This window comes from Caballeronia sp. AZ10_KS36 (assembly GCF_023631105.1).
Classification (GTDB): Bacteria; Pseudomonadota; Gammaproteobacteria; order Burkholderiales; family Burkholderiaceae; genus Caballeronia.
In genome coordinates this window covers 1-25140 of sequence record NZ_JALQDQ010000029.1, presented here as the reverse complement: position 1 = coordinate 25140, position 25140 = coordinate 1, and the positions used below count along the sequence as shown (strand labels likewise).

The window sequence follows — 25140 nt, the reverse complement described above, 5'->3', positions numbered from 1 at the left end:
CCTGACTGAGACGTTGGGCGCTGCCTGCCAAACTTGACAAGTGACGTTCCCCCGTGACACAAGTATTTCGCGCCGAGAGTCCTTCCCTCGTTAGGCTGAGCGGACGCGGGCATGGGTTCCCACCGCGAGGTGACGAAATTATTGGCGCAAGAGTGACATCTTTAATGCGGCCTACGCCTGCGCGACCCGAAACCGCATCTGTATCCCGGACCATGCGTCGGCAGTCGTCCCAATCGTCGAACAGCGGCGGTCCGGCCACGATTGCCGCCTGACGACCCTCATAGGTCAGCGCCCCTGTTTGACTGCAGGATCACAGCTGGCCTACCTTGAAGGCCGAGACCGCCCGCCGAAGGCTGTTGGCTTGCTCCGCCATGGCTTGCGCCGCCGCGCTTGCTTGTTCGACCAGAGCGGCATTCTGCTGAGTCACTTCGTCCATCTGGCTGACAGCAACGTTAACCTGCTCGATACCGGTGCTTTGCTCATTGGATGCCGAGGCGATGTCACCCATGATATCGGTCACGCGTTTGACGGAAATCACGAGCTCATCCATTGTCTTGCCTGCGTCGAGCACGAGCGCCGACCCGACATTGACATGTTCCACCGAACTACCGATGAGTTCTTTGATTTCCTTCGCTGCAGTAGCGCTGCGCTGCGCGAGCGTGCGCACCTCGCCGGCGACGACTGCGAACCCTCGCCCTTGCTCGCCTGCGCGCGCTGCTTCTACGGCTGCATTTAACGCGAGAATGTTGGTTTGAAACGCAATCCCTTCAATCACGGCAATGATTTCCGCCACCTTCGTTGAACTGTCCGAGATATCGCGCATCGTCGAGACCACGCGCTGGACCACGGCGCCGCCTTCGGCCGCGGTAGCGGACGCGGAGGTTGCAAGAGATGACGCCTGAAGAGCGTTCTCGGTATTCAGTCGTACGGTCGACGTCAGTTCCTCCATGCTGGACGCGGTTTCTTCAAGTGACGCGGCCTGCTCTTCTGTCCGTTGAGACAGGTCAACGTTGCCTTGCGCAATCTCGCCCGCAGCTACCGAAATCGATTCGGCCGACGCCTTGATGTCGCCTACGACTGCGCTAAGTTGCTTGCGCATGGCCTCAAGAGATGCCATCAGACTACTGTCATCGCTTCCCGCGAGATCCATCGCGACCGTCAGGTTGCCTTCTGCGATTTGCCGCGCCATCTCCTGTGCTTGTGCCGGTTCTCCTCCCAACTGCCTCAAGATGCTGCGGGTGATGACGACCGCTAACAACAGCCCGGTCAGCAGAGCGAGGGCGACGATCGTGCACATCGCTATGCGAATCGACTCGTAGGACGCGGCCGCTTCGGTAGCAGCCTTGTCGTTGAGTTCATCTTCGAAAGAAGCAAGTTCTGTCAGGTGGCTAAGCCATACAGACTGTTTCGGTCTTGCCTCTTGGAGGAGGACTTTGGTCGCTGCCTCTGCATCGTTCGCGAGACCGAGGGCACTGGCCTTGTCTAGCAGCGGCATTGCTGCTGCTTCATCTTGCTTAATTGCCGCAAACAGCGCCTTTTCGCGCGCAGTTGTGCCTGGGTCATCGAAGGTTTTTCCAAGCGCCTGATATGCGCTGGCATAGATGGACTTTTGGCGCTTGATACGTTCCGCCTCTTTTGCCATCGCAGCCGAGTCCGTCAGAAGCGCCAAATTTCTTATCGCAATCGCCTGATCTTGTACTGACGACTTCAGCTCGTTGGCGAGCTTTGATTGCTCGGTGTTTACGTTCGCAATGTCGTTAAGGTTCCCGTAGACCGAGGATAGCCCGTAAAAAGCGAGGCCAGCAATCGCAAGCAGCAGTGCAAGCAAACTGACGAAACCGATAAGCAGGCGAGTGGAGACGCGAAGATGTTTCATGGGGGTGTTTCATTAAAGGATACATTTGGATTACGACAATACCTCGACGAAGTTGAGCATCACCGGCAATTACGGCTGATGACCACTTCATGTTGGTCGCGTTATCTGCAATTCTTACCTGATTGTTCTCCGGCCGAGCTCAGAACCGGCCCGCCCTTGGTACGGATGCACGGCGCTCTTCCGAGCATTAAATGTCCGGCAAATCACGGTACATCCACAACCTACTGTCCCTAGTCGGTACGGTCCGGCGGAACAGCCCCCGATGGCCGTCGTGCGAATGCGCGCGCGTAAAGATCGCTGCCGGCAATGCGCGGCAACCGAGCTCCGCATTCGCCGCGGCCGCACAGGGCTTGCGACGCGCGGAAATCTACGAAGCGCGTTTGACGAAACTCACTAAGCAACGCGCCTTTGGAATCGGAACACGTCGGGACGATCCTCATCACCGCAAAGTCAATGCGCTTCCGAACATGTGAAAGACGAAGGCGCCTCGTGGCGCCCTCGTTGTAAGAACGGACCAGCATTCAGAGCCAAGTCGCATGCCGACAAGACGCGAGCCTCCCTCTTTCCAGCTATTTGCAGCAACCGGCGACGTTCCCCCACCCACCAAGGGCCGGTGTCTGAGCGGAGCCGACGTCTGAATGTCCATGAGGGTGCACGGTCGGACGACCGCTGTTGGCCGGGAGCCGCCTCACGCCCTGCTCGGCATTTAATCATCGTCAATCGGACGGCTGTCGAATCACCGGCGTCGACCGGGGCCGTAGCGGCTGCGCCGAGCCCGTGCGGCTTTAAGCACGATATCCCCGCCATCCGACGTGGCGCGCGCTCGACGTGGCCCTCAGCAGGGACCCCGTGAGGGCGCTTTTGCATTCCGAGCAGGGGGCCCGATACACATCCAGTGCCTTTCAACGTGTTGCACGGCCGCTTCGCGGCGGCGTCGTCGATCGCGGTGCGCTTCGGCATGGAGTGCCTGGTCTACAGGGGCGCCGAGGACGTGAAGCGGCAGGCGGCAAACGTCTATCGCATGAAACTGCTCGGCGCGACTGTGCCGGTGGAATCGGGTTCGCGTACGCTGAAGGACGCGCTCAACGACGCCATGCGCGACTGGGTGACGAACGTCGAAAACACGTTTTATATCATTGGCACCGTGCCCGGGCCGCATCCACTTCGCTAAAGGTCGGTGTTTATGGGGCACTGCGCTTCTCCCGCGATCGTGCGCTGAGCTGATAGAAGCCGTCGCTCACTGCCCTTCTGCATTCGCGCCACGGCCAGTGTCCCCGAACGGCAATGCATGGCATCCGTATGGCGTTCCATGCCTGATAATCCGTATTTATCAGGCATGGATTTGATGCGTGAATTTCGGGGGTAGGGTACATACACGAAAGCTTGACCAGGTGCCCCCTCCCGCTCTTGGGGCCGTGCGCTGAGCAGCGAGACGACGAACGATTAGGCAGGGTTTGAAGCTACACGCAGTATGGGCATGCCCCGGCGGAAACGATGTGGCACCTTAATCGTTCGTCCACGGGTGCCTGTGCAGCCATGAAGTCGTCGAATTTGCTGGTCGCCGGCACTCGAGGCGTTTTTCGCTCCCTCAATCAATGACCGTTGTCCGGTAAGCGCATCGCCGCCGGCACTGCCGCAAGCCGGCCAAAAGCCGACAGTCGCCGGGCATCCGCCGTACGGCTGTAACTGTTCTCGGACAGGCGAGCGAGCCTGACATACCACTAACACCCACCGGCACGAACGTCGGCCTGTACACCGAGCATGTTGACTCGACCGACCACCTCGACGCCCACCGCCGCTCAACACGCTGCCGAAAGATCAGTCGTCGTGCGATTGAGCTTCGGGGAGACCCGGGGCCGCCCACCGAGTGCCTCGCCCCAAAGGTATGGAGACGCTAATGCATCTTGGCGTCGCGAATGCCTGGGCCAGATCGGCCTGCGGCAGCGCGTCCAGCGCCGCACTTAGTTTGTACTCCGAACGCCAATACTATTACGTAAGCAAAACAATCGACACTTATGGATTTTGCCGGTCAACACGGTTGACCGTGGCCCGCGCCAATATCAGGATGACGCCGCCGAAGCATTTCGCCCTGGAATGCGTCCAGAATGACCTGCCCACTTCATTACGCGGGCCCAGGCCGCGGTCGTCTTTCCGCGTACTTAGTATGGCATCGTTGCTTCATATGCGGAAAAACGGCGCGCGAAGTCTTCGAGCCATGTAACGAGCTTCGAATGATCCGCGCGCCAGCGGCCTTCGAATCGCAAGCTGAGATAGCCCAGCGCCGACGCCAGCGCGATTTCGCCGATCATGGGCTGGGTCGCGCCTTGTCCAGGCGGACGCTCAGAAAACGCTTTCAACGCGCGATCAATCTTGCGCTGCTGATACGCGATACAGTCATCGTGCCGTTTCGCTTCCCGAGGGGCGCGGACTTCGTACAACTGCAACAGTGCAGCATCCATGATGCCGTCCGCGAGCGCCTGCTGCGTGAGCACGACATACCTGTCCTGGCCCGCGGCGGGAATAAGCGTATGACGGCCATCGGCTACGTCCAAAAAATCCACAATGCTGCGCGAGTCGAATAGCGTCAGCGCGTCGCCGATCGTTTTGATGCGGCCAAGCCCGGAAATAAGTGAGGGTGACAAATCAACGTGCCGGATGTTTCTAGTTAATTTTCTCCTCCAATCCACAATATCAGACTCAATCTCAAAAGCGTAAGCGTTATCTCCGAAAAAATTTACTCTCAGATGCCTATTACCTTCGACCATCTCCTGATAAATCGCAGGGCAGGCAATTATTCCGGCGTCATCCTCTAGAATATCGTCACTAAGCGCAACCGTAACGTAGGTGTTGTAACGCGTGCCGGATATCGCCTTTGCGATTACTTTACCGTGGTGTCTGGCAAAAAATTCCCGAACACTTCGCGGAGCGTTGCTCACTATCGTATCTGGAATTTTAAATCCTTCTCGAGCGGCAGCATTGAGTTGGAGAATTTTTATGTCGGCCTTCTGCTGGAGCCAAATGTCATTAACTACATTCCTACTCTGGCAGGCGCTTAATGCGCCCATGAAGGCGTGATTAAATGCGTTGTGGACAAACGCATCCTCTTCCGCGCCACGCGGTATTTCGGACCGCGATTTTTGAAATGGACGAATGCGTCTAGCCCACACGACGTCGCCTGATTTACACTGGGGCAGCAACTGAGACTCTACATTTTCCGAGTCATAAAAGGTCAACCCATCCCGGAAGGTCAGGGTATTTGTCGAAACAAGATGGACTTCGATTCCAAGTTTCTCCTCAATCCGTTTCTTTGCTGCGGCAGTGTGCAGGTCCTCGTCCCAACTTACGAAAAAGTAGTGTTTTTGCATAGAAGAGCGACGACCTGTTGTTTTGGTTAGTCTTGGTCGCAATTATTTCCACTGTCACAACAAGTGCCACCTTTAGCGATGACCGATTTGGCGTCAACTTGCAATCCAGCCCACTCATGCATCTTCTTCTCCCGCTCATGAAGATGGCTTTGGGCTCCCGTTTCGATAACCTTCATTGTTCCAGGTTGTTGTACCAGAAGAATTGGCAGCATAAATACACCCTTAGATTGATTTGAGGTCTCACCACTTTATATAACCCGCGACATGCTCATTCATTCGGCGAATCATAATCGCATGTACCGGCGGCACCGCAACATAAAAATCGCTTATCGAGCGTCGGCAGTACTCAAACCAATATAGACTGTAGTCAACCGGCAGTTATCATCGTATGCCCCGATCAGTTTCTTACAGTGTCTGTTCCGTTCCCGCATACAGACTGAAACAAACAGGGTGGCTTCGAGTAGTTGCGATTGGAGAAGTGGTGACCGAGTCGCGTCTAGGCTGGATCAGTATGATCGCTGCTTCTTTCCACTCAGAAATGTCGCCGACGCACGAATGGATGCACCTTGTCCCGGGGCGAGGCGACAACGGCGTGTCTGCGAGTGAGAGGACACCAACGACCACAGTCCGTGCCGACAGCAGAAATCTAGCAGTTCATATTGAATGGCTCTTCCTGGCCGTTCGCCGTCAATATCGTTAGCGAGAAACGACTATCCTAGCGCGAACTGGCGTTATTGATCGCACTTCCATCGCCAGCAAGGAGGCGTTCATTGCGCTGCACTCCCGGAGCCGATGGCAAACCGCAAACCGCATGCAATACGCGTCAGTCGACCAAGGGCACCGTCTCGCGCTCGTCGGCCTCGAACCAAGCGGGATTGCGCGCCGCTATCGGTCCGAGCGTGACGAGGATCTCCCGCAGGTGCGCGCGCATCGCGTCTTCCGCCGCGTCCGGATCATGCGCGCGCAATGCGCCAAGAATCTTCGCATGCTGTTTGATGAGATGGTCCAGCGGCGAATCGTCCGGCAAGCTGAGATAGCGGACGCGGTCCATCTGCGCCTTGATGTCCTGAATGGCTTCCCACGCGGCCCCGCAATCGATCGTCTGGGCGATGGTGAGATGGAACGCTTCGTCCAGCGCGAGAAACGCCGCTGTATCGTTGGCCTTGGCCGCGATCCGCTGATCACGTAGGTTCTCGGTCAACTGCTTGATTTGTTCATTGTTGATGTGCTGCGCCGCCTTGCGTGCGACAGCCGTCTCTATCGCTTCGCGTATGAACCGCCCTTCCCGCACGCGCCGCGGCGAAATCCTTTTGACGAACGTTCCCCGTTGCGGCAGCACCTGAAGCACGCCGGCTTCCACGAGCTTGATGAACGCTTCGCGCACGGGCTGGCGAGATACGTGGAACATGTCGGACACTTCCTTCTCGGACAGCGGCGTGCCCGGCACCATTTCGCCCGCGAAGATCGCTTGCCGAAGCGCGCGGTAGATCTGCCGGGTGATTGGCTCCGGTGACTCCATCGATATCTGCGCGCTCAGGTTTGGCAGCGCAGAAGAAGGATGTGGCAAGTCGCCGCCGCGCCGGCGGCTGCGGCGCGGCGGCGCGCCAGGCGCCGTTTCGGCCCCGGCGATGATCGGTTCGGCGGCTTCTAGTCGGGAGGCTTTCATCGTTGTCGATACGGTGGAAACGACATCGCAAATCGCCATGTCTTGTCACCATACTACTATTTTTGGAAGCGCCCGCGAATTCGCGGGCGGGAATGATCGCTTACCTCCGGGCGGCCGGCGAACCGCCAGCGATAGTGGTGACGATGATGATAAGCGCACCGTACACGACGGCTCGCAGGCCAGCGCCTGCCCCGCTCGCGTTCAGCAGTGCGTTAATGAGAAAGAGGAAGCACGCGGCGCCCCATACGCCCGTCGGGCTGGCGCGCCCGCCGGACACCTGCGTGCCGCCGATCACCACCACGGCCACCGACAACAACATGTAGTCCGCGCCCATGTCGAGCGTCGCTCCGCCAGAGAAACAAGCGAGCAGCAAGGCGGCGATCGCGACGAGTACCGAGCAACTGACATAAGTCGCGCATCGCACGCGCTCGACGCGCACACCTGCGAGGTTGGCCGCACGTGCATTCTGGCCGACCGCAGAAAGGCTTCGTCCCGGCACCAGCCGAAACAGCGCCACCGCGACTAAGCCCGTCACCACGAGTGCCAGAAATGCGAGGCTCGACACGCCCGCCACCCGGCTCAGCGCGAAATTTTCGAGCAGCGGTGGCGGCGCTGCGCTCCCGCGTCCAAGGCTGATGGCGGTCGATTGCAAAACGAAGCTCGACGACAACGTCGCGATGATCGGGGGAATGCGCAGCAGGCGAATCAGCGCATAGTTGAGAAGGCCGATTCCGATGCCCGTGCCCACCGCTGCCGCGATACCCGCCGCGAGTGCGCCGTCGTGCGCGGCCATCACGCGCATGGCGACGCCGCCGGAAAGCGATATCGTCGCCGGAATCGACAAATCGATGTTGCCTGGGCCGCTCGTCACGACCAACATCTGACCGAGTCCGACAAGCACCGTGAACACCACGAATGCAGACGCCGCCGACAGCATGTTTCCCGCCGTGAATGCGCCGAATGAGACCATCGCCGCAATGCCGACGATGACGGCGCCCGCCACCGACCAAAGCCACGGCAGATCGCGCAGCGTGGCGAGAAACGCTGAGTTTCTGGTTGTGTTCATTGACGAGCCTCCCGGTTGCGAAACAGCAATCGCAGCGACAACACGACTATCAGGATGATGCCTTGGAGACCAACCTGCCACTCGGGCGCGATCTGCAGGAATGACAAGAACGATGAGGCGAGCGTGAGCGTAATCGCACCGAGCACCGCGCCGAGCGCCGACACGCGCCCGCCGACGAATTCCCCGCCGCCGAGGATCACCCCGGCCACCGAAAGCAGCGTATAGCGCAAAGCGATGTTCGCATCCGCCGATGTCGTGAGCCCCAGCAGCGAGAGGCCCGCGAATACCCCGAACAGTCCTGCACAGCCAAACAGCAGCGCCTTCGCGCGGACGATCGACCAGCCGAAGCGCCGCATCGCGCCGGAATTGCCGCCTACGCCCCGCAGCGCGACTCCGGCTGGCGAACGCATCAGGAGCAGATGGGCAACGAGCGCGATGCCTGCCGTCCAGACGAGCGGCGCGGGAATCACGGGCGACTTGAAGCCCATGAGCGATGAAAGCCAGTCGGGGCTCGTTCCGCCCGGCGACGGCAGCAGCAGCACCGAAAGTCCATTCCAGATGAACGACAGCCCGAGCGTCACGACCACCGACGATATCCGTCTTAACTCGATCAGCGCGCCGATCAGCGCATACGCCACCACGCACGCCGCGAGCGCGAGACAGCCGAGCCACGGTGTCTTCACGAGCAACGTCGCGCCGATGCACGCAACTAGGCTCACGAACGAGCCGATCGACAGGTCCAGCTCGTTTGCGGTGATTACTGCGAGTTGCGAGAGCGTCGCAAGCACGATCGGCACGCCGAGATTCAGCAACATGACAATGCCGAAGTAGCTGAGCGCGTTGGGCTGAATGATCGCCATCGGCACCAGCACGGCCAGCAGCGACACCACGGGCAGAAGGGCCTTCCGGTCGATGCGCCTTGCGGGGCGGGAAGAAGCCGCGTGGACGGCCGTCGTCGTGTTCATGCGGGCACCTCGTCAAAGCTTGCGGCCAGCAGCGCGTCTTCGGTGCACTCGCTGGCGCTGAGCACGCGGGTCACATGGCCCGCGCGAAAGACATACGTCCGGTCGCAATAGGCGAACTCGTCGTTCTCGGTCGTGTACCAGAGGAAGGTTCGACCCTTCGCGGCTTCCGCCTGCAAGAGCCCATAGATTTCGAGCTTCGTGCCGATATCGACGCCGCGCATCGGGTCGTCCATGAGCACGAGTTCGGCATCGGATGCCAGTGCGCGGGCGAACAGCACTTTCTGCTGGTTGCCGCCGGACAGCGCGAGAATCGGATCCGACGGTCCTGCGCCACGAATGTTGATGCGCTGCTTCCACGTATCGAAGAGCCCGGAGAGACGCTGACGATCCACCCACGTCGAACTCTTGCGGTCGTAAAGCGAGCGAATGTCGAAGTTCTCGGCGATGCTCCAGTCCGCGAACACGCCATCTGCGCGCCGGTCCCCCGCCACGAATGCGACTGTCTGACGCGAGCCCCGTTTTCGGGCCTGAGCATAAATGTCGAGAAGCGCATCGGTCTGCCCCTGCCCTGCGAGGCCCGCGAATCCAACGATGCTGCCGCGCGCCGCTTCGATGGTCGTGCGCGCGCGCGGACCGACCGCCCAGCGAAATCCCGTTTGCGCAGCGCCTCCCAGCGTTGCGCGTTTCGGCGCGGGCTCCGCCTGTTCCGTGAACTGGCCCATCGCGCGGATGATGTGTTCCTTCTCGAGGTTCTGCGCGGCCAGCGTCGAGACGATCTTGCCGTCGCGCATGACCATCACGCGGTCGGCGCTCTGAAGCATCTCTTCGAGCATGTGCGTGATCAGAATGCAGGTGGTGCCCTTGCCCGCGCATGCGCGGATATACGCAAGAAGCTGCTGCGCCGTGTAGCGATCGAGGCTTGACGTCGGTTCATCGAGAATCACGAGGCGCACCGGCGCATCGACCTGCGCGAAGCCGCGTGCAATCTCCACCATCTGCTGCTGGGTGAGCGATAGATCGCCGACGACGTCCGTCCCGCGCAGTCCGTGGCCGGGGAAAATCGCATCGAGTTGGGCCTCGATGATGCGTCGCGCATGCTTGCGCCAGCCATACCGGCGCAACTGCGGATGCACCGCGCGCATGTTCTCTTCGATGGTCAGGTTCGGACAAAGCGACAGCTCCTGGAACACGCAGCGGATGCCCAGCTGGCGTGCGATCGCGGCGTCGAATCCGTGCGCGTGACATTCACCGTCGATGCCTATCGAGCCGTCGCTCGCGCGACGCGCGCCGGACAGAACCGACATCAGCGTGGATTTGCCCGCGCCGTTATGTCCGGCGATCGCGACGCACTCGCCCGAGGCGAAATCGAAGTCCACGCCCTGCAACGCGCGCACCGGTCCGAACGAGACGGACAGTCCGCGAACCGACAACAGCGTGGGCAAGTCGGTTCGCGTGTGCGGCTCGCTGAGGACCGTGCTTTCTGAATGATTCATCCGCATGGCTCCGGATGGAGTGAGAGACTGTCGAAGCGGACCGCTGACAGCGGCCCGCGAGCGAAGACCGGCGCTTACTTCTTCGCGCCCTGCACCATGTCGACGACCTGCTCGCGCGAGAACACATTGCTCGCCACCGTCCCCGGCGCTGTTTTTGGCAAGACGGTCGAAAGCGAGTCCGGCGTGACGGTGAGGGTTGGCAATGACATTTCATGCGGCAGTTTATTGCCGGCGAGGATTTGTTGAGCTGCCCAAAATGCGAAGGTCGATGAGCCAGGATCGGCCGCGATCGACATCGTCTTGTAGTTGCTCACACCCTGCTGCTGCCACCACGCGAGCTCTTCCTGACGATTTCCGAGGATGATCGTCGGCACTTTGCGGCCCGCGGCCCGAAACGCTTGCGCAACACCGTAGCCGTCGCCGCCTTGCGTCACCACGCCGTCGATCTGAGGCAGCGAGGGAAGAATCCCCGCGACTTCCTTCTGCGCGACTGTCTGCGTCCACTGCCCGTACACTGAGCCGACGATCTTCATGCCCGGATACTTCTTGATCTCATCGACGATACCCTGGTGGATGTCATCGTCCACGGACACACCTGCCAGGCCACGCACTTCGAGCAGATTCCCCTTGCCGCCGAGCTGTTTGGCGAGAAAGTCCACCTGCGATGCACCCATCTTGTGGAAGTCCGCGGCGATGCGGTAAGCACACGGTTCCGTCACGATGCCGTCGAACGACACGACGACGACGCCCGCCGCGCACGCTTGCTTGATTGAGCCATTGAGCGCCGTCGGTGAGGCAGCATTTATGACAATGGCCTTGTAGCCCTGCAGCACGAGATTCTGGATCTGCTGCGCCTGCTCGGTCGCCTGGTTCTCAGCGGTCGTGAATGCCGGGGCATCCGCGACGAGGCCGGCCTTCTTAGCTTGCGCCGCGACATCGGCCCAACTCTTTAGTTGCTGCTGGCGGAAGGTGTTGCCCGCATAGCTGTTGGATAGCGCGATCTTGTCCTTCGAGGTGTCGCCGGTTGCAACCACAGCCGTCGCGACCGTGCTGATCGCGACAAGCGCACCGCCAACAAGTGTTGCAACACGAACGGAAGTCATCGTCACAGTCGTCTCCTTAATTGTCGAGTGAACGGTCGTCAACATCGCCACCACAGGTCAGCTTGTCCTTACCCACCGTTGATGCAATCATAGGGTGCAACCTACTACCATACAAGTAGGTAGTTTTCCGTAACCGCATGCCGCGCACACATACCCTACGATTGCGGGCAGAAAGGCGACGACACGCAGAAAGGAGATCTGAATGAGACAGCGCGACCGTGCTTTGGTATTCGTGGGCAGCCTCAATCGCGCGGTGCCGCACTTCGCAGCGGCGAACGGCTTCGGCCTCACGACGCTTGCACTTGATGAGCGAACGGGCAAGCTCGAACTTCGCCGAACTTGGCGGCATGGACAATCCGACTTACCTCGCGATATCGCCCGCCGGAAAGATCATCTATGCGACGAGCGAGGTGTTTGATGAACCGGAAGGGTCCATCGCCGGGTATGGTTTTGATGACGAGACCGGCGCGATGACGCCGCTCGGCGTGCGTCGAGTGACGCGCGGCAGTCTCACGGCCTACTGCTCGACCGATCGCGACGGCCGTCACGTGTTCGTCGCTAACTACGCGCACGAGACGCCGGCAGAACTGCCGGGACGACATGTCGCGAGCTTCCCGGTACGCGAGGACGGATCGCTGTCGGAGGCTGCCGGGGAGTTCACGCATCGAGGCGCAGGGCCGCGCGCGGATCGTCAGGGCGTCCCCCATGCGCACTGCATCGCGGTGTCGCCGGACAACCTTTTTGCGCTCGTCACCGACCTCGGCGCCGATACCGTCTCGACCTATCGCATCGATGCCAATGGAAGCGGCCTGCTTCCGCCGTCAATCGAGCCGTTGCGCGTTGCTCCGGGCAGCGGTCCGCGTCACCTGGTGTTTCATCCGCAGCTTGCTTGCGCTTACCTGATCAACGAATTGAACAACACGCTATGCCGGCTCGATTACGATGCGGCGAATGGCGCGCTGACGCTCAGCCAGGCGATCGACGCGCTCCCCGCCGATTGCGCACCGAGCCACGCGGCGGACATCGCGGTGTCGCACGACGGACGTTGGCTCTATGCGTCGTTTCGCGGTGCGGACTGCATCGGTGTGTACGCGCTCGGGCCAGACGGCAACATCACTGGACGTCGGCAGATTCATTCGAGCGGCGGAAAGACCCCGCGCAGCTTCGCGCTGTCGCCGGCAAATGGTTATGTGCTTGTCGCGAACCAGGACAGCGATCGGCTTGTCGTTTGGAAGCGGGACGGGGAGACTGGATGTATCGTCGAGCAAGCCGATGCATGCGACATTGGCACGCCGATGTGCGTCAAGACGCTTGCCTGAGCCAGCGTGGAATCACGCCGTCCGCGCTTGGGCCTCCCGGGCTCGCTGTCCCTTCGGCTCGCGAATCCTGACGAACGCGCACAACGCGCCAAGGACCGCGATGGCGCCCGCCAGCACGAACGCCGCGCCATAAGCGCCACGCGTCGCCTCGACGATGAAGCCCGTCCCGCCGGCCCGATCACGCCCGCGAGATTAGCGAGCAGATGCACGAAGCCGCCAACGCCGCCGACGTTTTCTCGACGCACCGTATCCTGAATCACGGCCCAATACACGGAGCCCGTGACATACAGGAAGAATATGGACACCGACATCAGCGCGACCGCGCCTTGCGTCGTCTGCACGCGGCCCGCGAATGCCACGCAGAGCGCCGCTATCGCGAGACAGACCGACAGCACGAGCCGACGCGACATCAACGGTTTGCCGGTCATGCGCAGGATGGCGTCGGTGACGAACCCGCCTGCGGCAAGGCCGATGCTGCCGAGCAGCCAGGGAATTACCGTGGCGATGCTCATGTCGCGCAAGGACATGTGATGCGCTTCGGTAAGGTAGGTCGGAAACCACGAGAGGAAAAAGAACAGCACGTAGTTGTACGCGAAGAACGCAAAGGCGGTGGCGAGAATGATCGGTTGACGCAGATAGAAGCCCAGTCCGGCCTTCTTCCCGTGAGCGCCCTCCTCCATCGACGCAGCCTGCTGTTGACCTGCGACGATCAGTTCCAGCTCCGCCTTTGAGACCCGTGCGTTCTCTTGCGGATGCTCGGTCGTGGTCAGCGTCCATAACACGAGCCACGCGAAGCCGATCAGCATGATGGCGACGAAGGCCCAGCGCCAGCCGAACTGAATCGCCATATAGCCGACGATTGGCCCCGCGAGCGCGCCGCCGAGGGGCGTGCCTGAACTAATGACGCCGATGGCGCTCGCCACTTCGCGGCGCGGAAACCAATTGTTAACCATCTTGCTATTGGACGAGCTGATCGGACCCTCGCCCATGCCAAACAGCACGCGCAGCACGATCAGCGACGCGAGGCTGCTCGCGAGCGCCGTTGCGCAGCAAAAGAGCGACCAGATGCCCATTGCTCCGCCGAACACCTTTTTCGCGCCGATGCGGTCCGACAGCACACCACCGACGAAGTTGAACAGCGCATAGCCGATGAAGAAGCTGCTAAACACCACGCCCATCTGTGCGTGCGAGAAGTGAAGGTCTTTTTGAATCAGCGGGGCAGCAATCGAAAGCGCCGCGCGGTCCAGATAGTTGACGACGCCGGCGAGAAACAGCAGGCCGACGACGAACCATCGCTGGCTCTTGATCATGGCGAGTCTCCGATGCGCCGCCTTTCTTGTCCTTGTTCTGGCGGCTCGATGTTGATGTCGTTCAGTCGAACTGCAGGTGGACCTTCATCGATTGATTGCGGTCTTGCGCCACTTGGAATGCGCGGTTGGCCTCCGCCAGCGGGAACGCGTGCGTCATCAGCGGCCGCAGGTCGATGCGTTGCGACGCAAGTTCGTCGGCGGCAATCGCGTATTCGTCGGTAAAGCGGAAGGAACCCTGATAGCGCAGTTCTTTCGCCATGACGAGATTCGCCGCAACCGGCGACTGCCCCGCCGGCAAGTTGCCGAGTTGGATCACCGAGCCGCCCGCACGCACGGCGCGCAACGCGGTGTCGAGGCCGGCCGGACTGCCCGACGCTTCGATGACGACATCGAAGGTGCCACGTTCGCGCGACCATTCTTCGATACGGGCCTGATCGGTGGCGAGCACGGCTTCGTCCGCGCCGAGCGAGGCGGCCATCTGCAGGGCCTTTTGTGCAAGATCGACCGCGACGATGCGATGCGCGCCCGCCCGGCGCGCCGCCGCCAGCACGATGCAGCCGATCGGCCCGCATCCTACCAGCAGCATGTTTGCGCCCACCAGCGACCCGGCTTGCTTCAGCGCATGCAACGCGACGGCGAGCGGCTCGGCCATCGACGCTTGCGCATAGTCGAGCGAATCCGGCACGGGCACGCATTGCCTCGCGGCCGCGGTGATGTATTGGCGAAACATGCCCTGCATGTGCGGGAACGTCGAAGCGCTGCCCATGAACCGCATGTTCAGGCAGTGATTCGGCATGCCTTTCACGCAGAATCGGCACGTGCCGCAATTGAGTCCGGGATTGACCGCGACGCGCTGGCCCACGCGCAGGCCGGTGACCCCTTCGCCGAGCGCGGCGATCTCCCCCGCGACTTCATGGCCGAGCACGAACGGCTCGCGCACCGCGAAATCGCCGCTTTTGCCCTTGAAGTAGTACGAGAGGTCTGAGCCGCAGATGCCGCCCGCACGCACTCGGATTTGCACCTGGCCCGCCTGCGGCTGCGGTGTGTCGAGTTCGTCGATGAGGAGCTTCTTTGCTTCGTGAAGAACCGCTGCAAGCATGATGAGTTCCGAATTCGTTGATCAGATGAGGTTGGCGTTGAGCTGGCGTTACCAGTTCCAGAGCGTGCCGTCTTCGAGCCGCGCGACGGGGAGATACGCCGGGTCATACGGATATTCCGCGGCGAGCTTTTCGTCGATATCGACGCCATGCCCGGGCGCGTCGCCCGGATGCATCATGCCGCGATCGAAGGACCAGGCATGCGGAAACACGTCGAGCGCTTCCTTCGGAAAGCCCATGTATTCCTGCACGCCGAAGTTCGGCACCCACAGATCGAAGTGCAGCGCCGCGCCCATGCATACCGGCGACAGGTCGGACGGTCCGTGGCAGCCGGTGCGCACCTGATAAAGTGATGCGAAGTCGGCGATGCGCCGCAGATGGGTGATGCCGCCCGCGTGCGTCAGCGTCGCGCGGACGTAGTCGATCAGTTGTTCCTCGATCAACTGCTTGCAATCCCAGATACTGTTGAATACCTCGCCGACCGCAACCGGCGTGACCGTGTGCTCGCGGATCAGCCGAAAGCCGGCCTGATTCTCAGCGGGCGTCGGGTCTTCCATCCAGAAAAGCCGGTACGGCTCTACCGACTTGCCGAGCCGCGCCGCCTCGATCGGCGTCAGGCGGTGATGCACGTCGTGCAGCAGATGGGTATCGAACCCAAACTTGGCGCGAACCGCTTCGAACAGTTTCGGCACGAAGTCGAGATACTTCTCCGACGACCAGCTTTGCTCTTCCACCGCGCCTTTTGTCGCCGGCTCATACATGCCGTCGCCCTTCGAGACGCCGTAGACCGAACGCATGTTCGGCACGCCGCACTGAATGCGAATGGCCTTGTAACCCTGCTCCATGTGCTCTTCGTAGCGATCCAGCGCCTCCGGAATGTCGCGGCCGGTTGCATGCCCGTAGACCATGACGCCATCGCGCGACGCCCCGCCCAGCAGTTTGTAGAGCGGCGTGTCGGTGACTTTTCCGAGAATGTCCCACAGCGCCATGTCGACGGCGGCGATGGCCGTCATGGTGACGGGGCCGCGCCGCCAGTAAGCGCCCTTGTACAAAAACTGCCACGTGTCTTCGATGCGGCCCGGATCGCGCCCTATCAGAAGCGGGCAAACGTGATCCTTCAGATACGACGCGACGGCCAGTTCGCGTCCATTCAACGTGGCATCACCGATGCCGTGAACCCCTTCGTCCGTGACAACCTTGAGCGTGACGAAGTTGCGGCCCGGACACGTCACGATGACATCGGCTCGAATGATCTTCATAAGGGATTTCCTCGGATGGCGACTCAACGCGTAGCAGACTACCATACCAGTATGTCACATCGTCAACTGCGGGTTTTCCCGCGAACCGCTTACCCCAACGAACCATGACCGACACCCTTCAGCTTTCCCGCGCGCGTCTCGACGATCTGCGCGGCCATCTTCTCTCGCCGGACTGGCGCGAACCGGAGATCGGCATCGTGCATCTGGGCATCGGCAATTTCCACCGTGCCCACCACGCGCTGTACACAGAGGAGGCCATGCTCGCACAGCCGGGCGACTGGGGCATCTGCGGCGTGACGCTGCAAGGTGACGTCAGCAAACGCGACGCGCTGATGGCGCAAGACGGCCTCTACAGCGTGGTCGAACGCGGGCCGGCCGGTGTCCGTGTAACCGTCGCGCGCGCGTTGCGCGAAGTGCTGGCCATGCCGTTCGATCGTGCGCGCCTTTTTGAACTGCTTGCCGATGAACGCGTCAAGATCGTCTCGTTGACCGTCACGGAGAAAGGATATTGCCGCGAGGCTCAGACAGGCGACGCTGACTTTTCGCATCCCGGCGTCGCTCGCGATCTTGCACATCCGAACGAGCCGTCGACCGTGCCGGGCATTCTGACTGCCGCCCTTCGCGCTCGTCGCGACGCCGGCACGCCGCCTTTCACGGTTCTCTCATGCGACAACCTCTCAAACAACGGCGCAGCGCTTCGACAAGTCGTTTGCTCATACGCGTCGCGGCTGGATGAAGGTCTGTCGGCCTGGATCGCCGAGCAGGTCGCGTTTCCATCGACGATGGTGGATCGCATCGTCCCGGCCACGACCGAGGCCGACCGGGAAGCCGCGCGCGCGGCGCTTGGTCTCGTGGATGGTGTGCCGGTGCCTTGCGAGCCTTTCCGTCAGTGGGTAATCGAAGACCGGTTTCCGGCGGGTCGCCCCGCGTGGGAGACGGCGGGCGCACAGTTGGTCGATGACGTCGAGCCGTTCGAGATCGCGAAGCTGCGCATGCTCAACGCGACGCATTCAACGCTTGCGTATCTGTCAATGCTGGCCGGCTTCGAGACTATCAGCGACGCAATCGCCTATGCACCACTGAGAGCGATGATCCACGGGATGATGACGCATGAGATTGCGCCGACGCTCAATGTTCCGGCGTCTTTCGATCTCCTTGCGTACCGCGACGCGTTACTGGAGCGCTATTCGAACACGGCACTGAAACACCGTTGCGCGCAGATCGCAATGGATGGTAGTCAAAAGATGCCGCCTAGGATTTTCTCGACCATGGAGGCGCGTCTGGCTGCTGGCCAGTCTATCGAGAGGCTCGCGCTGGCGGTGGCGGCCTGGTTTGTCTTCCTGCGCGGACGCTCAGACAGCGGCGAAAGGTACGGGATAAACGACCCGCTTGTGGACCGGCTGACGCAGATTGCGGGTACGGCCGATACCGCAGAGCGACTCACTGCAGAGATGCTTGCACAGAGGGATTTGTTTCCCGAGTCACTAGCTGGATCGGACGCGCTGCGAGACGCGGTTTTGCGCGCTCTTGAAGCGCTGCAGGGCGGCACGCGCCAGGCTATCGATCTGTATGGGCGGCTTGTGTAAAGAGGCCAATGTTCGGGCCCGCCGTCGAGTTAGCGTAATACGGGCCAGCTTCTAGGGTCGGCGGCTCCTCCTTAGCCGGTGATCGCGGTCCAGCGCCGACCAGGCGCGGCACTTCGACTAGCCCTAATTGGCCGGGCTGTGCGGCTTAACGTGGCTTGCGCGAAGTCGACAATGATCCTCGCCACCCCTCCTGACGCTCGCTCAAATAGCGCTCGAAGTCCGGGTATTCAAACGGTCCGGTCACTGGAAGCAGCGAACGATCCTTCGCATCATCGCTCGGACTCTCGCGCTGGCAACGTTAGCAGAGTGCGTCCGCCCTTTAGCACAGCCATGCGATAGTAGTAGCTGGGCGTCGATAGGACGAAACTTGAGGCTTCGCAACAAGTTCGCGCCCGGCGGCCCCGGTGTTTAGTCTGCAACCCCGCGGCGCCGTCCATCCCGAAAAGACTCACTTAGGGCGAACGACGCACTCATCCCTACAGGGGAAGGCTAAATCGATGCCGCTTCTCCACCGGCGTTCATGCACGATACTCCTTTGTATTTGCTGGCGCCGGCTTGTTCGGCAACCTCGCACAAAGAAAACTAAGCGGTTCATTGGAAGGCCGACGTTCACGGGGCGCTGCGCTCGGTCTGTTACGGTGCGCGGTTCCGACGAACGTCGCTCATCGCGCGCCCGTCCAACCGCCTGTTCGATAGGCTAATTCTGATAACTCGTATTATCAAGAAAAGCTACGGCCGTAGAACGGCTAAGCCCCTTGCTGCACAACTGATTGGCCATTTTCGAACGAGCGTTCGATAACGCTTATTATGTCAAATCATGGTCGCTTGTTTTCGTTATTTGCACGCTCACCAGCGTGCTTCGCTCGGCGTCGTTTCTGAGCCAAATGCCGTCTGCGGTCTTGCCGTAGAACCCTACGACTGAGGCGATCACCTCGCGCCACAAGGGCAAGCCTGGTCATAGTATTGGCCGTGAAAGACTAGTGACTGCGACGACCACCGGCTCCAGCACATGCACGATAACGGCGGAATTGGAAAATGCGCGAACCGAAGTCGTGAGCGCAATTCGTCATGTTGACTACTCAAGCGCTCGGAAGGCAGCGATCTTCGCTGCACCGTTGCCTCGAGAAGCCCGGGCCGTAGAAAGCGTGGCCTGATCGTGTGTGCTATTATTGTGCATATTCGGTGCATGAAGGTGGTCTATGAACTCGAGCGCGGATGCAAGTGTTCCTTACGTAGGTGTCAGTTTTGATCGGTTCATCGCGTCCCTGCGAGATCCCGACGATCCAGCACCGATCGTGTCAGCACGTCGATTCGGCGAAGCGTTGCACATTGACCTGCAAACGCTCGCGCAGCAAGCTCACGTCCATCGGAATACGATTAGCAGGCAACCTGCGTCGGAAAGCGTGCAACGGTTTCTTCGTGATGCGCTAAGGGTGATTCGCGCAGCAAGCGATCTGGCGGGAGACGTCTCGAAGGCCCTTTTTTGGTATCGGAACGAACCGCTGCCAGTGTTCGACTACAAAACCGCCGAACAGTTGGTGTCCGACGGTCGGGCAGACGACGTTCTTCGTTTCGTTGCCTCCCTGGAAGCGGGCGCGGCCGGATGATCCTCGTTGATCTGTCCGGAGCGACCGCATACCGGATGCTCGTTCCGAGGTGGGCGGTCGCGCCGACGAGCGGAGCAGGAGCAGGAACGCATGGCGGTCGCGCGAATCGCGTGGGACTCAATGCGCTCTATCTGGCCTTGGATCACGACACCGCCGTCAGAGAGTATCAGCAGCTTTCATCCTTGATGCCACCGGGCACGCTGGTTAGCTACACAGTCACGGCCGCCCCTATCGTTGACTTCACCGGCGGATATGACAGCGGAAAGTGGTCTCCCTTGTGGGAGGACTTCTACTGTGACTGGCGCCACTGCTGGTTCAATGAGCGGATCGAGCCGCCCAGCTGGATCATCGGGGATGAAGTTGTCGCGAGCGGGGCCAAGGGTATTCTCTTCAAGTCGGGACTAGCACCTACCGGCACGAACGTCGTTCTGTACACGGAACACTTCGATTCCACCGATCACGTCGACGTCTACGACCCGCACAACGCTCTGCCGAAGGATCAGTCTTCGTGGGATTGAGCCTTGGTAGGGCTCAGATCCGGCCATCGAGTATGCATCTTAGCGTCGAGAACGCCAGAAAGGCCTGCTGCCGAGTGCCCCAGCGCCGCATTAATATGGACTCCGAACGGCAATACCATTTATGTCAGATCTTGGCATTAATTCTCTTTGTGCAGCTTCTATGTCCCGCCTATCGGCGTGGTTGCTCGTCATCGTCCCGAAAGGCGAGCCTCGTCTCATAGTTTTGGCCGCCGTGGAGGCTAGACCTCGACCCGCGTCCCTAGGCGACCGTCCGACGGCGATCGCCCGGTTCCCAAGGGTTTGCATAGTTTTTGCGGGGTTCGCCCCCTTTGCACGGAGGTACTGGTTCTCATTGAGCCACTGCTCGCGTGTGCGCTCATCGGACGTGGTTTACCAGTGGGCTTTTCCTGGTCGGGACGGGTCATTTTCTGTGGCGCCCTCGTGGGCGAGGCGCCAGAGCGTCAATACCGCCCGCATGATACCGGTGTTCCCTCTTCGCAATAGCGTCTTGAGCCCGAATGTCGAACACTGCAGTGGCCTGCTGGCACGACACCTTCTCGCGCCACATGTGGCTCAGAACCGACATCCTGAACTGCGCATCATAGTGGCTGTACTTCTTGCCCAAACCTTCACGGCCATGTTGCTCTAGTCTGCTGTCCAGCGGCGCAACACCGTACAGCCTACGCCATACGCCGCGCGATCGTCCGCAAACCACCAGCTCCGGCTCGATATTAACCAACTTCAGCTTGAACTGCTCACCGTACTTCGCCATGAAAAACACCCCAAGGGTGATTCGGTGTCCAACTTTTGGGTGCAGTTCACCGACTGCGCCGCTTTTAAACGGCGTCACGCCTGCCCTCCAATGACGTTCACCGGCGAACATCGACGAATCCAGCAGTTCTGCTGAAACGAAAAGCGGGTCCATGTCGGCCAAGATAATGCAGAGTTTTTATGCGGCATGGTGACTAGCAGCCCATCAACGTTTCCCGTCTGTGTCAGCGCATGCATGACCGTATCCAGACCTGCATTTGCCACCTGCATGCGAATGCATATACGTTATGCTTGCGCGCCTAGAAGCCACGGCTCAACCAATGAGGCAACCTTACGAATCCAATCGGGTCCCCGATGATTGGGAAGCCGTGGTGCCATCCGGTTTTTATGACATCCGGTTTCTCTCTTGTTGAGTCAACGGGGCTTTTTCTTCGGATAGTCAGGAGCGCGGCAAGACTTTAACGGTAGCGGCGCGGGCGCGCACACTGACCATTGAACCGAGATAAGAACTTGTCCCGTATTTCGTCCTATACGCGTCATCGATACGGTCATTGACTGGCCCATCGATAGCCTCGAAGCCCACCTCATGGATTGTTCCCGCCACGCGTACCCTTCCGCCCTTCTGACGCATCGCGGCGTTGTACCACCCCGATGCGCGGCCGTTATACGCTCGCACGTACAGATCGCCATCGACCACAACCGACCAGATCCAGGTTGGTGTTCCGTAAGTGACGCCGTCGTCACGCAATGGCGAAACATGCAGGTCATCGCTTTCGGCGATCGCGCTAATTTCATCTTCAGACCATGATGCCATCCGAGAACCTCTCCAACATATCGCTCAATGCAGTACGGAAATTGCGCCCACGGCGGTGGCGATTAGCCGGGTCGCTTTTCCAGTACATCCTTTACAACAGGCAGTGCCGTGAAAACATTTGGCCAACCCGCGTAAAACGCCAGTTGCGTCATCACCTCGGAGGCCTGCGCCTTGGTCAGTCCATTATCCATCGCCCGATTCAGGTGATACGTCAGTTGCGCGACCTGCCCTGTTGCGACCAGCGCGCTGACCGTCACGAGACTTCGATCTCGCGGCGCGAGCCCTGGTCGCAGCCAGAGGTCGTTAAATAGCGCGTCGCGTGTGAATTGAACCACTCCGGGCGAGACCGTTCCGAAATTTTGTTGAACAGCTGTTTCGCGCTGGGCTTCCGCTGCCTTGTCCAGTGCGAGAAACTCAACCACTGCTGGCGGAATCTGCGCGGCGGTAATTCCGCGGCGTTCGAACACCGTGTTTGTCACCCTCACAGCCGCTGTCGCATTAGCCCATCCGGAATAAAACGCGAGATGTGTAATAATCTCGGAAATCTCGCTCGGTTTGAGTCCGCTCCCGAGCGCAAGGTTGATGTAAAACGGCAACTCCTGGCTCTGATTGCGCGCAATCAGCACAGAGAGAGTTACCACACTACGATCTCGCGGCGACAATTGCGGGCGCTTCCACAAGTCACCCAGCAATACTTCGTGCGTGTAACCCTCGAGTGCCGGCGAAACGTTGTGTAGTCCTGCGAATGCGATAGCGCGAGAAGATCGGTCTGAGCTTTCCATATCATTTTTCCTTTCGAATTGCGTGCAGCCCACGGCTCCAACGGACAGCAGCACCAGTGTCGCAACACTAGTCATTTTTTTCATCGGTCACTTTGCTCCGCAGATGCACGAACTACAAATGCGCCGTTCCGAGCGAGTCGTTGACCTGACGCTGGCGCCTAATGGCAGTTGCAGTTTCAGCGGCGGTGATAAATGGCGCGCTATTTCCGCAATTTAGCTTATCCACTGAAGCACGACTAGGCGCGAGGATTCGCATACGCCTATGAAGCGCGTTCATGAATGGCGCTTGTCGACTGCGGCGACGCTGTGGTGAAGTTTCACGCATGTAGCAGCACCGCTTGTGTAACGTGATAGGAGCTAGTCTTCGCCATGCTCGCACTGAGAACGCCAACCGGGACTGAATGTCCTTGCCCCAAGGGTCGTACTATCCGGCAATGTGATGAGCGGTCCTTGTTCCAATCGATCCGCGACGCTATCGTCCCATTGGCTGCTCGCCGCGAAGTTCGATTGATGAATCTAATTAATATGGCTTAGCCATTTTATGAGCTTTGTCGAGATAGGCCATCCGCCGTATGATCTTGCATGCGGGCAAGCACCGGCGGGCTGTCCATGACGCCAGAGCACGGCTCATTCACGCGATAGGATCGGGCGAACGTCTTACACAAGGGAAACGGTGCATTCGTCCCTTCTAGGTCGTAAAGCCGTGAATTGCGCCGCTGCACCCCGTCTAGTTGATGGGGGCGGTCTTTTCGTAATCGCAGGTGCAGCCTGCATGGAGACAAACATGGATTATGGGTACCTGGGTCGAAGCGCCCTCAAGGTTTCGCCCCTTTGCTTGGGCGCAATGATGTTCGGCGGCGAAACGGATGAAGCCACGTCCGGCCGGATTATCGATAGAGCGTTCGAACAAGGCGTCAATTTCATCGATACCGCTGACGTATATCACGGGGGTCGCAGCGAAGAGATTGTCGGCCGGGCGATTGCCGCACGGCGTGATGAATGGGTAATTGCTACCAAGTTTGGCTATCCGGCAACGGCTAACGCCGGTCCAAACGAACAGGGCCAGTCCCGCAAATGGATTTTCCAGACGGTCGAAGCCAGTCTGAAACGTTTGGGCACCGACTACCTTGATGTGCTTTACTTCCATCGCTCGTTGAACGATGCGCCATTGGAAGAAGGTCTGCGTGCTATCGGCGATCTTATTCGCCAGGGTAAAGTGCGCTACTACGGTCTTTCCAACTTCCGCGCGTGGCGGATTGCGGAGATCGTGCGGCTAGCCGGTCAACTTGGCATTGATCGCCCTGTCGCGATCGAACCTGTGTACAACATGGTTGATCGCACGGCCGAAGTCGAGTTGCTGCCTGCTGCCGGCAACTACGGCATCGGCGTTGTGCCGTACAGCCCGCTCGCACGCGGGGTGTTGACGGGCAAATATCCGCTCGACGGTACACCGCCTGCGGATTCACGCGCAGGTCGCGGTGACAAACGTATTCAACAAACCGAGTGGCGTCCCGAATCACTTGCCATCGCCAAGAAGGTCGCGGCGCATGCTGCTGAACGCGGTACGACTTCGATCGCCTTTGCGATTGCGTGGGTACTAAGGAATCAGTTGGTAAGTTCTGCTATCGCAGGCCCGCGCACGGAAGCACACTGGGATAGCTATATCGAAGCCCTGACCGTGAAACTCGGACCCGACGACGAAAAGTTCGTCGACAGTCTGGTTCCCCCGGGCCACGCATCGACGCCGGGGTATACGGATCCAAACTATCCGGTCGAAGGGCGACGCGTGAAAGGTTAATAGTCGGCCGACAGGGAATCTGCGCCGTCGCAATCGTGACGAGGGAGCACCTGTTCTTCGTACTAAAGGATGCCGATCGACGGTAAGCGTGTCCATAAGCCACGCCTGCACGCGCGCGACTGATCCACACGGGATGACTTCTTCCGCAAGGAACTCTGGAAGGCATCCGTTAGCGCGCCTGTGCCAACTTAGCCGTCAGAAATCACCTTGACGGTATCCGCGCCGAGCGAAGCGTCATCTCGCGACGCTTCGCGACCGCGACGGACATTTCGCTCGCCAGGCGTACACCGTTCTTCGCGGCAAGAATCTCCGCCATCGCTGCACAGCTCCTGAAGGATCGAGGCATTCGCCCCGGCGGTTGTGTCCGTCCGGTTAAGAACGACATTCGGTTCGATGCCCTGCGAGTCTCAGATAACGCGGGGCGAGATGGACTTCGATTCTGCCGCGACAGCGGCATGCTCACAAAGCTGGAGGCCGCAGCTCGTACTCGGCCTCCACGAAGCGATACTCACCGGGTGGGTCGAATACGGCGTCGTCAAACGACACGCCCGAAACGACTTTGCTTTGTCCAGCTCGCGAGCCCAACTGCAAAGGACCGGCTTCCCGAACATGAAGTAGCAACAACAGTTGTCAAGAACGGCGACACTCTGTATGCGCAACCTTACCGCCTAGTCGACTGCGTCATTGATTTGGCACCTGGCGGATTCGACGTGAAGGATCGTCATACTTCCACTTGATCGGCTTT

17 protein-coding genes and 2 pseudogenes are annotated in these 25140 nt (G+C 60.0%); 6 read left to right on the top strand and 13 right to left on the bottom strand.

The window, feature by feature from the left end; all coding sequences use genetic code 11:
* Positions 1–310: 310 nt before the first annotated feature.
* Positions 311–1876: a methyl-accepting chemotaxis protein gene (locus tag NCR35_RS19490; protein ID WP_284503147.1), complete on the bottom strand. Its 1566-nt coding sequence runs from the start codon at positions 1874–1876 to the stop codon at positions 311–313.
* 940 nt (positions 1877–2816) lie between these two features.
* Here NCR35_RS19490 and NCR35_RS19485 point away from each other — a divergent pair.
* A pseudogene (locus NCR35_RS19485) lies at positions 2817–3038 on the top strand (tryptophan synthase subunit beta); the annotation flags it as partial.
* Between the two features lie 997 nt (positions 3039–4035).
* On the opposite strand, the gene NCR35_RS19480 reads toward NCR35_RS19485, so the two are convergent.
* The 6 genes from NCR35_RS19480 to NCR35_RS19455 form a co-directional block, all read right to left on the bottom strand.
* The gene (locus NCR35_RS19480; protein WP_250535728.1) at positions 4036–5241 is read right to left on the bottom strand and encodes a glutathione S-transferase C-terminal domain-containing protein; all 1206 of its coding nucleotides are present in this window, start codon (positions 5239–5241) and stop codon (positions 4036–4038) included.
* An 823-nt stretch (positions 5242–6064) separates the two neighbouring features.
* On the bottom strand, positions 6065–6907 hold the full coding sequence (locus NCR35_RS19475; RefSeq protein WP_284503146.1) for a GntR family transcriptional regulator: 843 nt from the start codon (positions 6905–6907) through the stop codon (positions 6065–6067).
* 100 nt (positions 6908–7007) lie between these two features.
* Positions 7008–7973: an ABC transporter permease gene (locus tag NCR35_RS19470; protein WP_250535726.1), complete on the bottom strand. Its 966-nt coding sequence runs from the start codon at positions 7971–7973 to the stop codon at positions 7008–7010.
* Positions 7970–8938, bottom strand: a complete 969-nt coding sequence (locus NCR35_RS19465) for an ABC transporter permease (protein WP_250535725.1) — start codon at positions 8936–8938, stop codon at positions 7970–7972. The genes NCR35_RS19470 and NCR35_RS19465 overlap by 4 nt, the downstream gene beginning before the upstream one ends.
* Positions 8935–10431: an ATP-binding cassette domain-containing protein gene (locus NCR35_RS19460; RefSeq protein ID WP_250535724.1), complete on the bottom strand. Its 1497-nt coding sequence runs from the start codon at positions 10429–10431 to the stop codon at positions 8935–8937. Before NCR35_RS19460 ends, NCR35_RS19465 begins: the two co-directional genes overlap by 4 nt.
* A 74-nt stretch (positions 10432–10505) precedes the next feature.
* Positions 10506–11534 (bottom strand): ABC transporter substrate-binding protein, encoded by a 1029-nt coding sequence (locus NCR35_RS19455; RefSeq protein WP_250535749.1) that lies wholly within the window; start codon positions 11532–11534, stop codon positions 10506–10508.
* A gap of 305 nt (positions 11535–11839) precedes the next feature.
* Between NCR35_RS19455 and NCR35_RS19450 the strand changes: the two genes are divergently transcribed.
* On the top strand, positions 11840–12853 hold the full coding sequence (locus NCR35_RS19450; protein ID WP_250535723.1) for a lactonase family protein: 1014 nt from the start codon (positions 11840–11842) through the stop codon (positions 12851–12853).
* A gap of 12 nt (positions 12854–12865) precedes the next feature.
* Here the strand turns inward: NCR35_RS19450 and NCR35_RS19445 are convergent.
* From NCR35_RS19445 to manD, 3 genes and pseudogenes are all read right to left on the bottom strand, one after another.
* Positions 12866–14163: pseudogene (locus tag NCR35_RS19445) on the bottom strand (MFS transporter).
* A 61-nt stretch (positions 14164–14224) separates the two neighbouring features.
* A complete protein-coding gene (locus NCR35_RS19440; protein WP_250535722.1) occupies positions 14225–15262 on the bottom strand; it encodes an L-idonate 5-dehydrogenase in 1038 nt (345 codons plus the stop codon).
* Positions 15263–15310: 48 nt separating this feature from the next.
* On the bottom strand, positions 15311–16519 hold the full coding sequence (gene manD / locus NCR35_RS19435) for a D-mannonate dehydratase ManD (protein WP_250535721.1): 1209 nt from the start codon (positions 16517–16519) through the stop codon (positions 15311–15313).
* 104 nt (positions 16520–16623) lie between these two features.
* On the opposite strand from manD, the gene NCR35_RS19430 reads away from it, so the two are divergent.
* The 3 genes from NCR35_RS19430 (at position 16624) to NCR35_RS19420 (ending at position 20230) form a co-directional block, all read left to right on the top strand.
* Positions 16624–18105 (top strand): mannitol dehydrogenase family protein, encoded by a 1482-nt coding sequence (locus tag NCR35_RS19430; RefSeq protein WP_250535720.1) that lies wholly within the window; start codon positions 16624–16626, stop codon positions 18103–18105.
* Between the two features lie 1199 nt (positions 18106–19304).
* Positions 19305–19712 carry an MbcA/ParS/Xre antitoxin family protein gene (locus NCR35_RS19425; RefSeq protein WP_250535719.1) on the top strand — a complete coding sequence of 136 codons (408 nt, stop codon included), beginning with the start codon at positions 19305–19307 and terminating at the stop codon, positions 19710–19712.
* The gene (locus tag NCR35_RS19420) at positions 19709–20230 is read left to right on the top strand and encodes an RES family NAD+ phosphorylase (protein WP_250535718.1); all 522 of its coding nucleotides are present in this window, start codon (positions 19709–19711) and stop codon (positions 20228–20230) included. Before NCR35_RS19425 ends, NCR35_RS19420 begins: the two co-directional genes overlap by 4 nt.
* Before the next feature lie 421 nt (positions 20231–20651).
* Here NCR35_RS19420 and NCR35_RS19415 read toward each other — a convergent pair whose 3' ends face one another.
* The 3 genes from NCR35_RS19415 to NCR35_RS19405 form a co-directional block, all read right to left on the bottom strand.
* Positions 20652–21155: a helix-turn-helix domain-containing protein gene (locus tag NCR35_RS19415; protein WP_250535748.1), complete on the bottom strand. Its 504-nt coding sequence runs from the start codon at positions 21153–21155 to the stop codon at positions 20652–20654.
* 285 nt (positions 21156–21440) lie between these two features.
* Entirely contained in the window at positions 21441–21815 is a 375-nt protein-coding gene (locus NCR35_RS19410; protein WP_250535717.1) for a DUF2255 family protein, read from the bottom strand.
* A 62-nt stretch (positions 21816–21877) separates the two neighbouring features.
* On the bottom strand, positions 21878–22681 hold the full coding sequence (locus NCR35_RS19405; RefSeq protein WP_502801704.1) for a carboxymuconolactone decarboxylase family protein: 804 nt from the start codon (positions 22679–22681) through the stop codon (positions 21878–21880).
* A 700-nt stretch (positions 22682–23381) separates the two neighbouring features.
* Here NCR35_RS19405 and NCR35_RS19400 point away from each other — a divergent pair.
* Positions 23382–24395, top strand: a complete 1014-nt coding sequence (locus NCR35_RS19400) for an aldo/keto reductase (protein ID WP_250535716.1) — start codon at positions 23382–23384, stop codon at positions 24393–24395.
* Positions 24396–25140: the final 745 nt, after the last annotated feature.

What these genes read in the sequence shown, in the direction of transcription:
- NCR35_RS19455 (WP_250535749.1), bottom strand. Translation starts at nt 11,534, where the DNA reads ATGACTTCCGTTCGTGTTGCAACACTTGTTGGCGGTGCGCTTGTCGCG.
- NCR35_RS19490 (WP_284503147.1), bottom strand. Translation starts at nt 1,876, where the DNA reads ATGAAACATCTTCGCGTCTCCACTCGCCTGCTTATCGGTTTCGTCAGT.
- NCR35_RS19465 (WP_250535725.1), bottom strand. Translation starts at nt 8,938, where the DNA reads ATGAACACGACGACGGCCGTCCACGCGGCTTCTTCCCGCCCCGCAAGG.
- NCR35_RS19450 (WP_250535723.1), top strand. Translation starts at nt 11,840, where the DNA reads ATGAGCGAACGGGCAAGCTCGAACTTCGCCGAACTTGGCGGCATGGAC.
- NCR35_RS19460 (WP_250535724.1), bottom strand. Translation starts at nt 10,431, where the DNA reads ATGAATCATTCAGAAAGCACGGTCCTCAGCGAGCCGCACACGCGAACC.
- NCR35_RS19420 (WP_250535718.1), top strand. Translation starts at nt 19,709, where the DNA reads ATGATCCTCGTTGATCTGTCCGGAGCGACCGCATACCGGATGCTCGTT.
- NCR35_RS19410 (WP_250535717.1), bottom strand. Translation starts at nt 21,815, where the DNA reads ATGGCATCATGGTCTGAAGATGAAATTAGCGCGATCGCCGAAAGCGAT.
- NCR35_RS19405 (WP_502801704.1), bottom strand. Translation starts at nt 22,681, where the DNA reads ATGAAAAAAATGACTAGTGTTGCGACACTGGTGCTGCTGTCCGTTGGA.
- NCR35_RS19470 (WP_250535726.1), bottom strand. Translation starts at nt 7,973, where the DNA reads ATGAACACAACCAGAAACTCAGCGTTTCTCGCCACGCTGCGCGATCTG.
- NCR35_RS19415 (WP_250535748.1), bottom strand. Translation starts at nt 21,155, where the DNA reads ATGGACCCGCTTTTCGTTTCAGCAGAACTGCTGGATTCGTCGATGTTC.
- NCR35_RS19425 (WP_250535719.1), top strand. Translation starts at nt 19,305, where the DNA reads ATGAACTCGAGCGCGGATGCAAGTGTTCCTTACGTAGGTGTCAGTTTT.
- NCR35_RS19440 (WP_250535722.1), bottom strand. Translation starts at nt 15,262, where the DNA reads ATGCTTGCAGCGGTTCTTCACGAAGCAAAGAAGCTCCTCATCGACGAA.
- NCR35_RS19480 (WP_250535728.1), bottom strand. Translation starts at nt 5,241, where the DNA reads ATGCAAAAACACTACTTTTTCGTAAGTTGGGACGAGGACCTGCACACT.
- NCR35_RS19400 (WP_250535716.1), top strand. Translation starts at nt 23,382, where the DNA reads ATGGATTATGGGTACCTGGGTCGAAGCGCCCTCAAGGTTTCGCCCCTT.
- NCR35_RS19430 (WP_250535720.1), top strand. Translation starts at nt 16,624, where the DNA reads ATGACCGACACCCTTCAGCTTTCCCGCGCGCGTCTCGACGATCTGCGC.
- manD (WP_250535721.1), bottom strand. Translation starts at nt 16,519, where the DNA reads ATGAAGATCATTCGAGCCGATGTCATCGTGACGTGTCCGGGCCGCAAC.
- NCR35_RS19475 (WP_284503146.1), bottom strand. Translation starts at nt 6,907, where the DNA reads ATGAAAGCCTCCCGACTAGAAGCCGCCGAACCGATCATCGCCGGGGCC.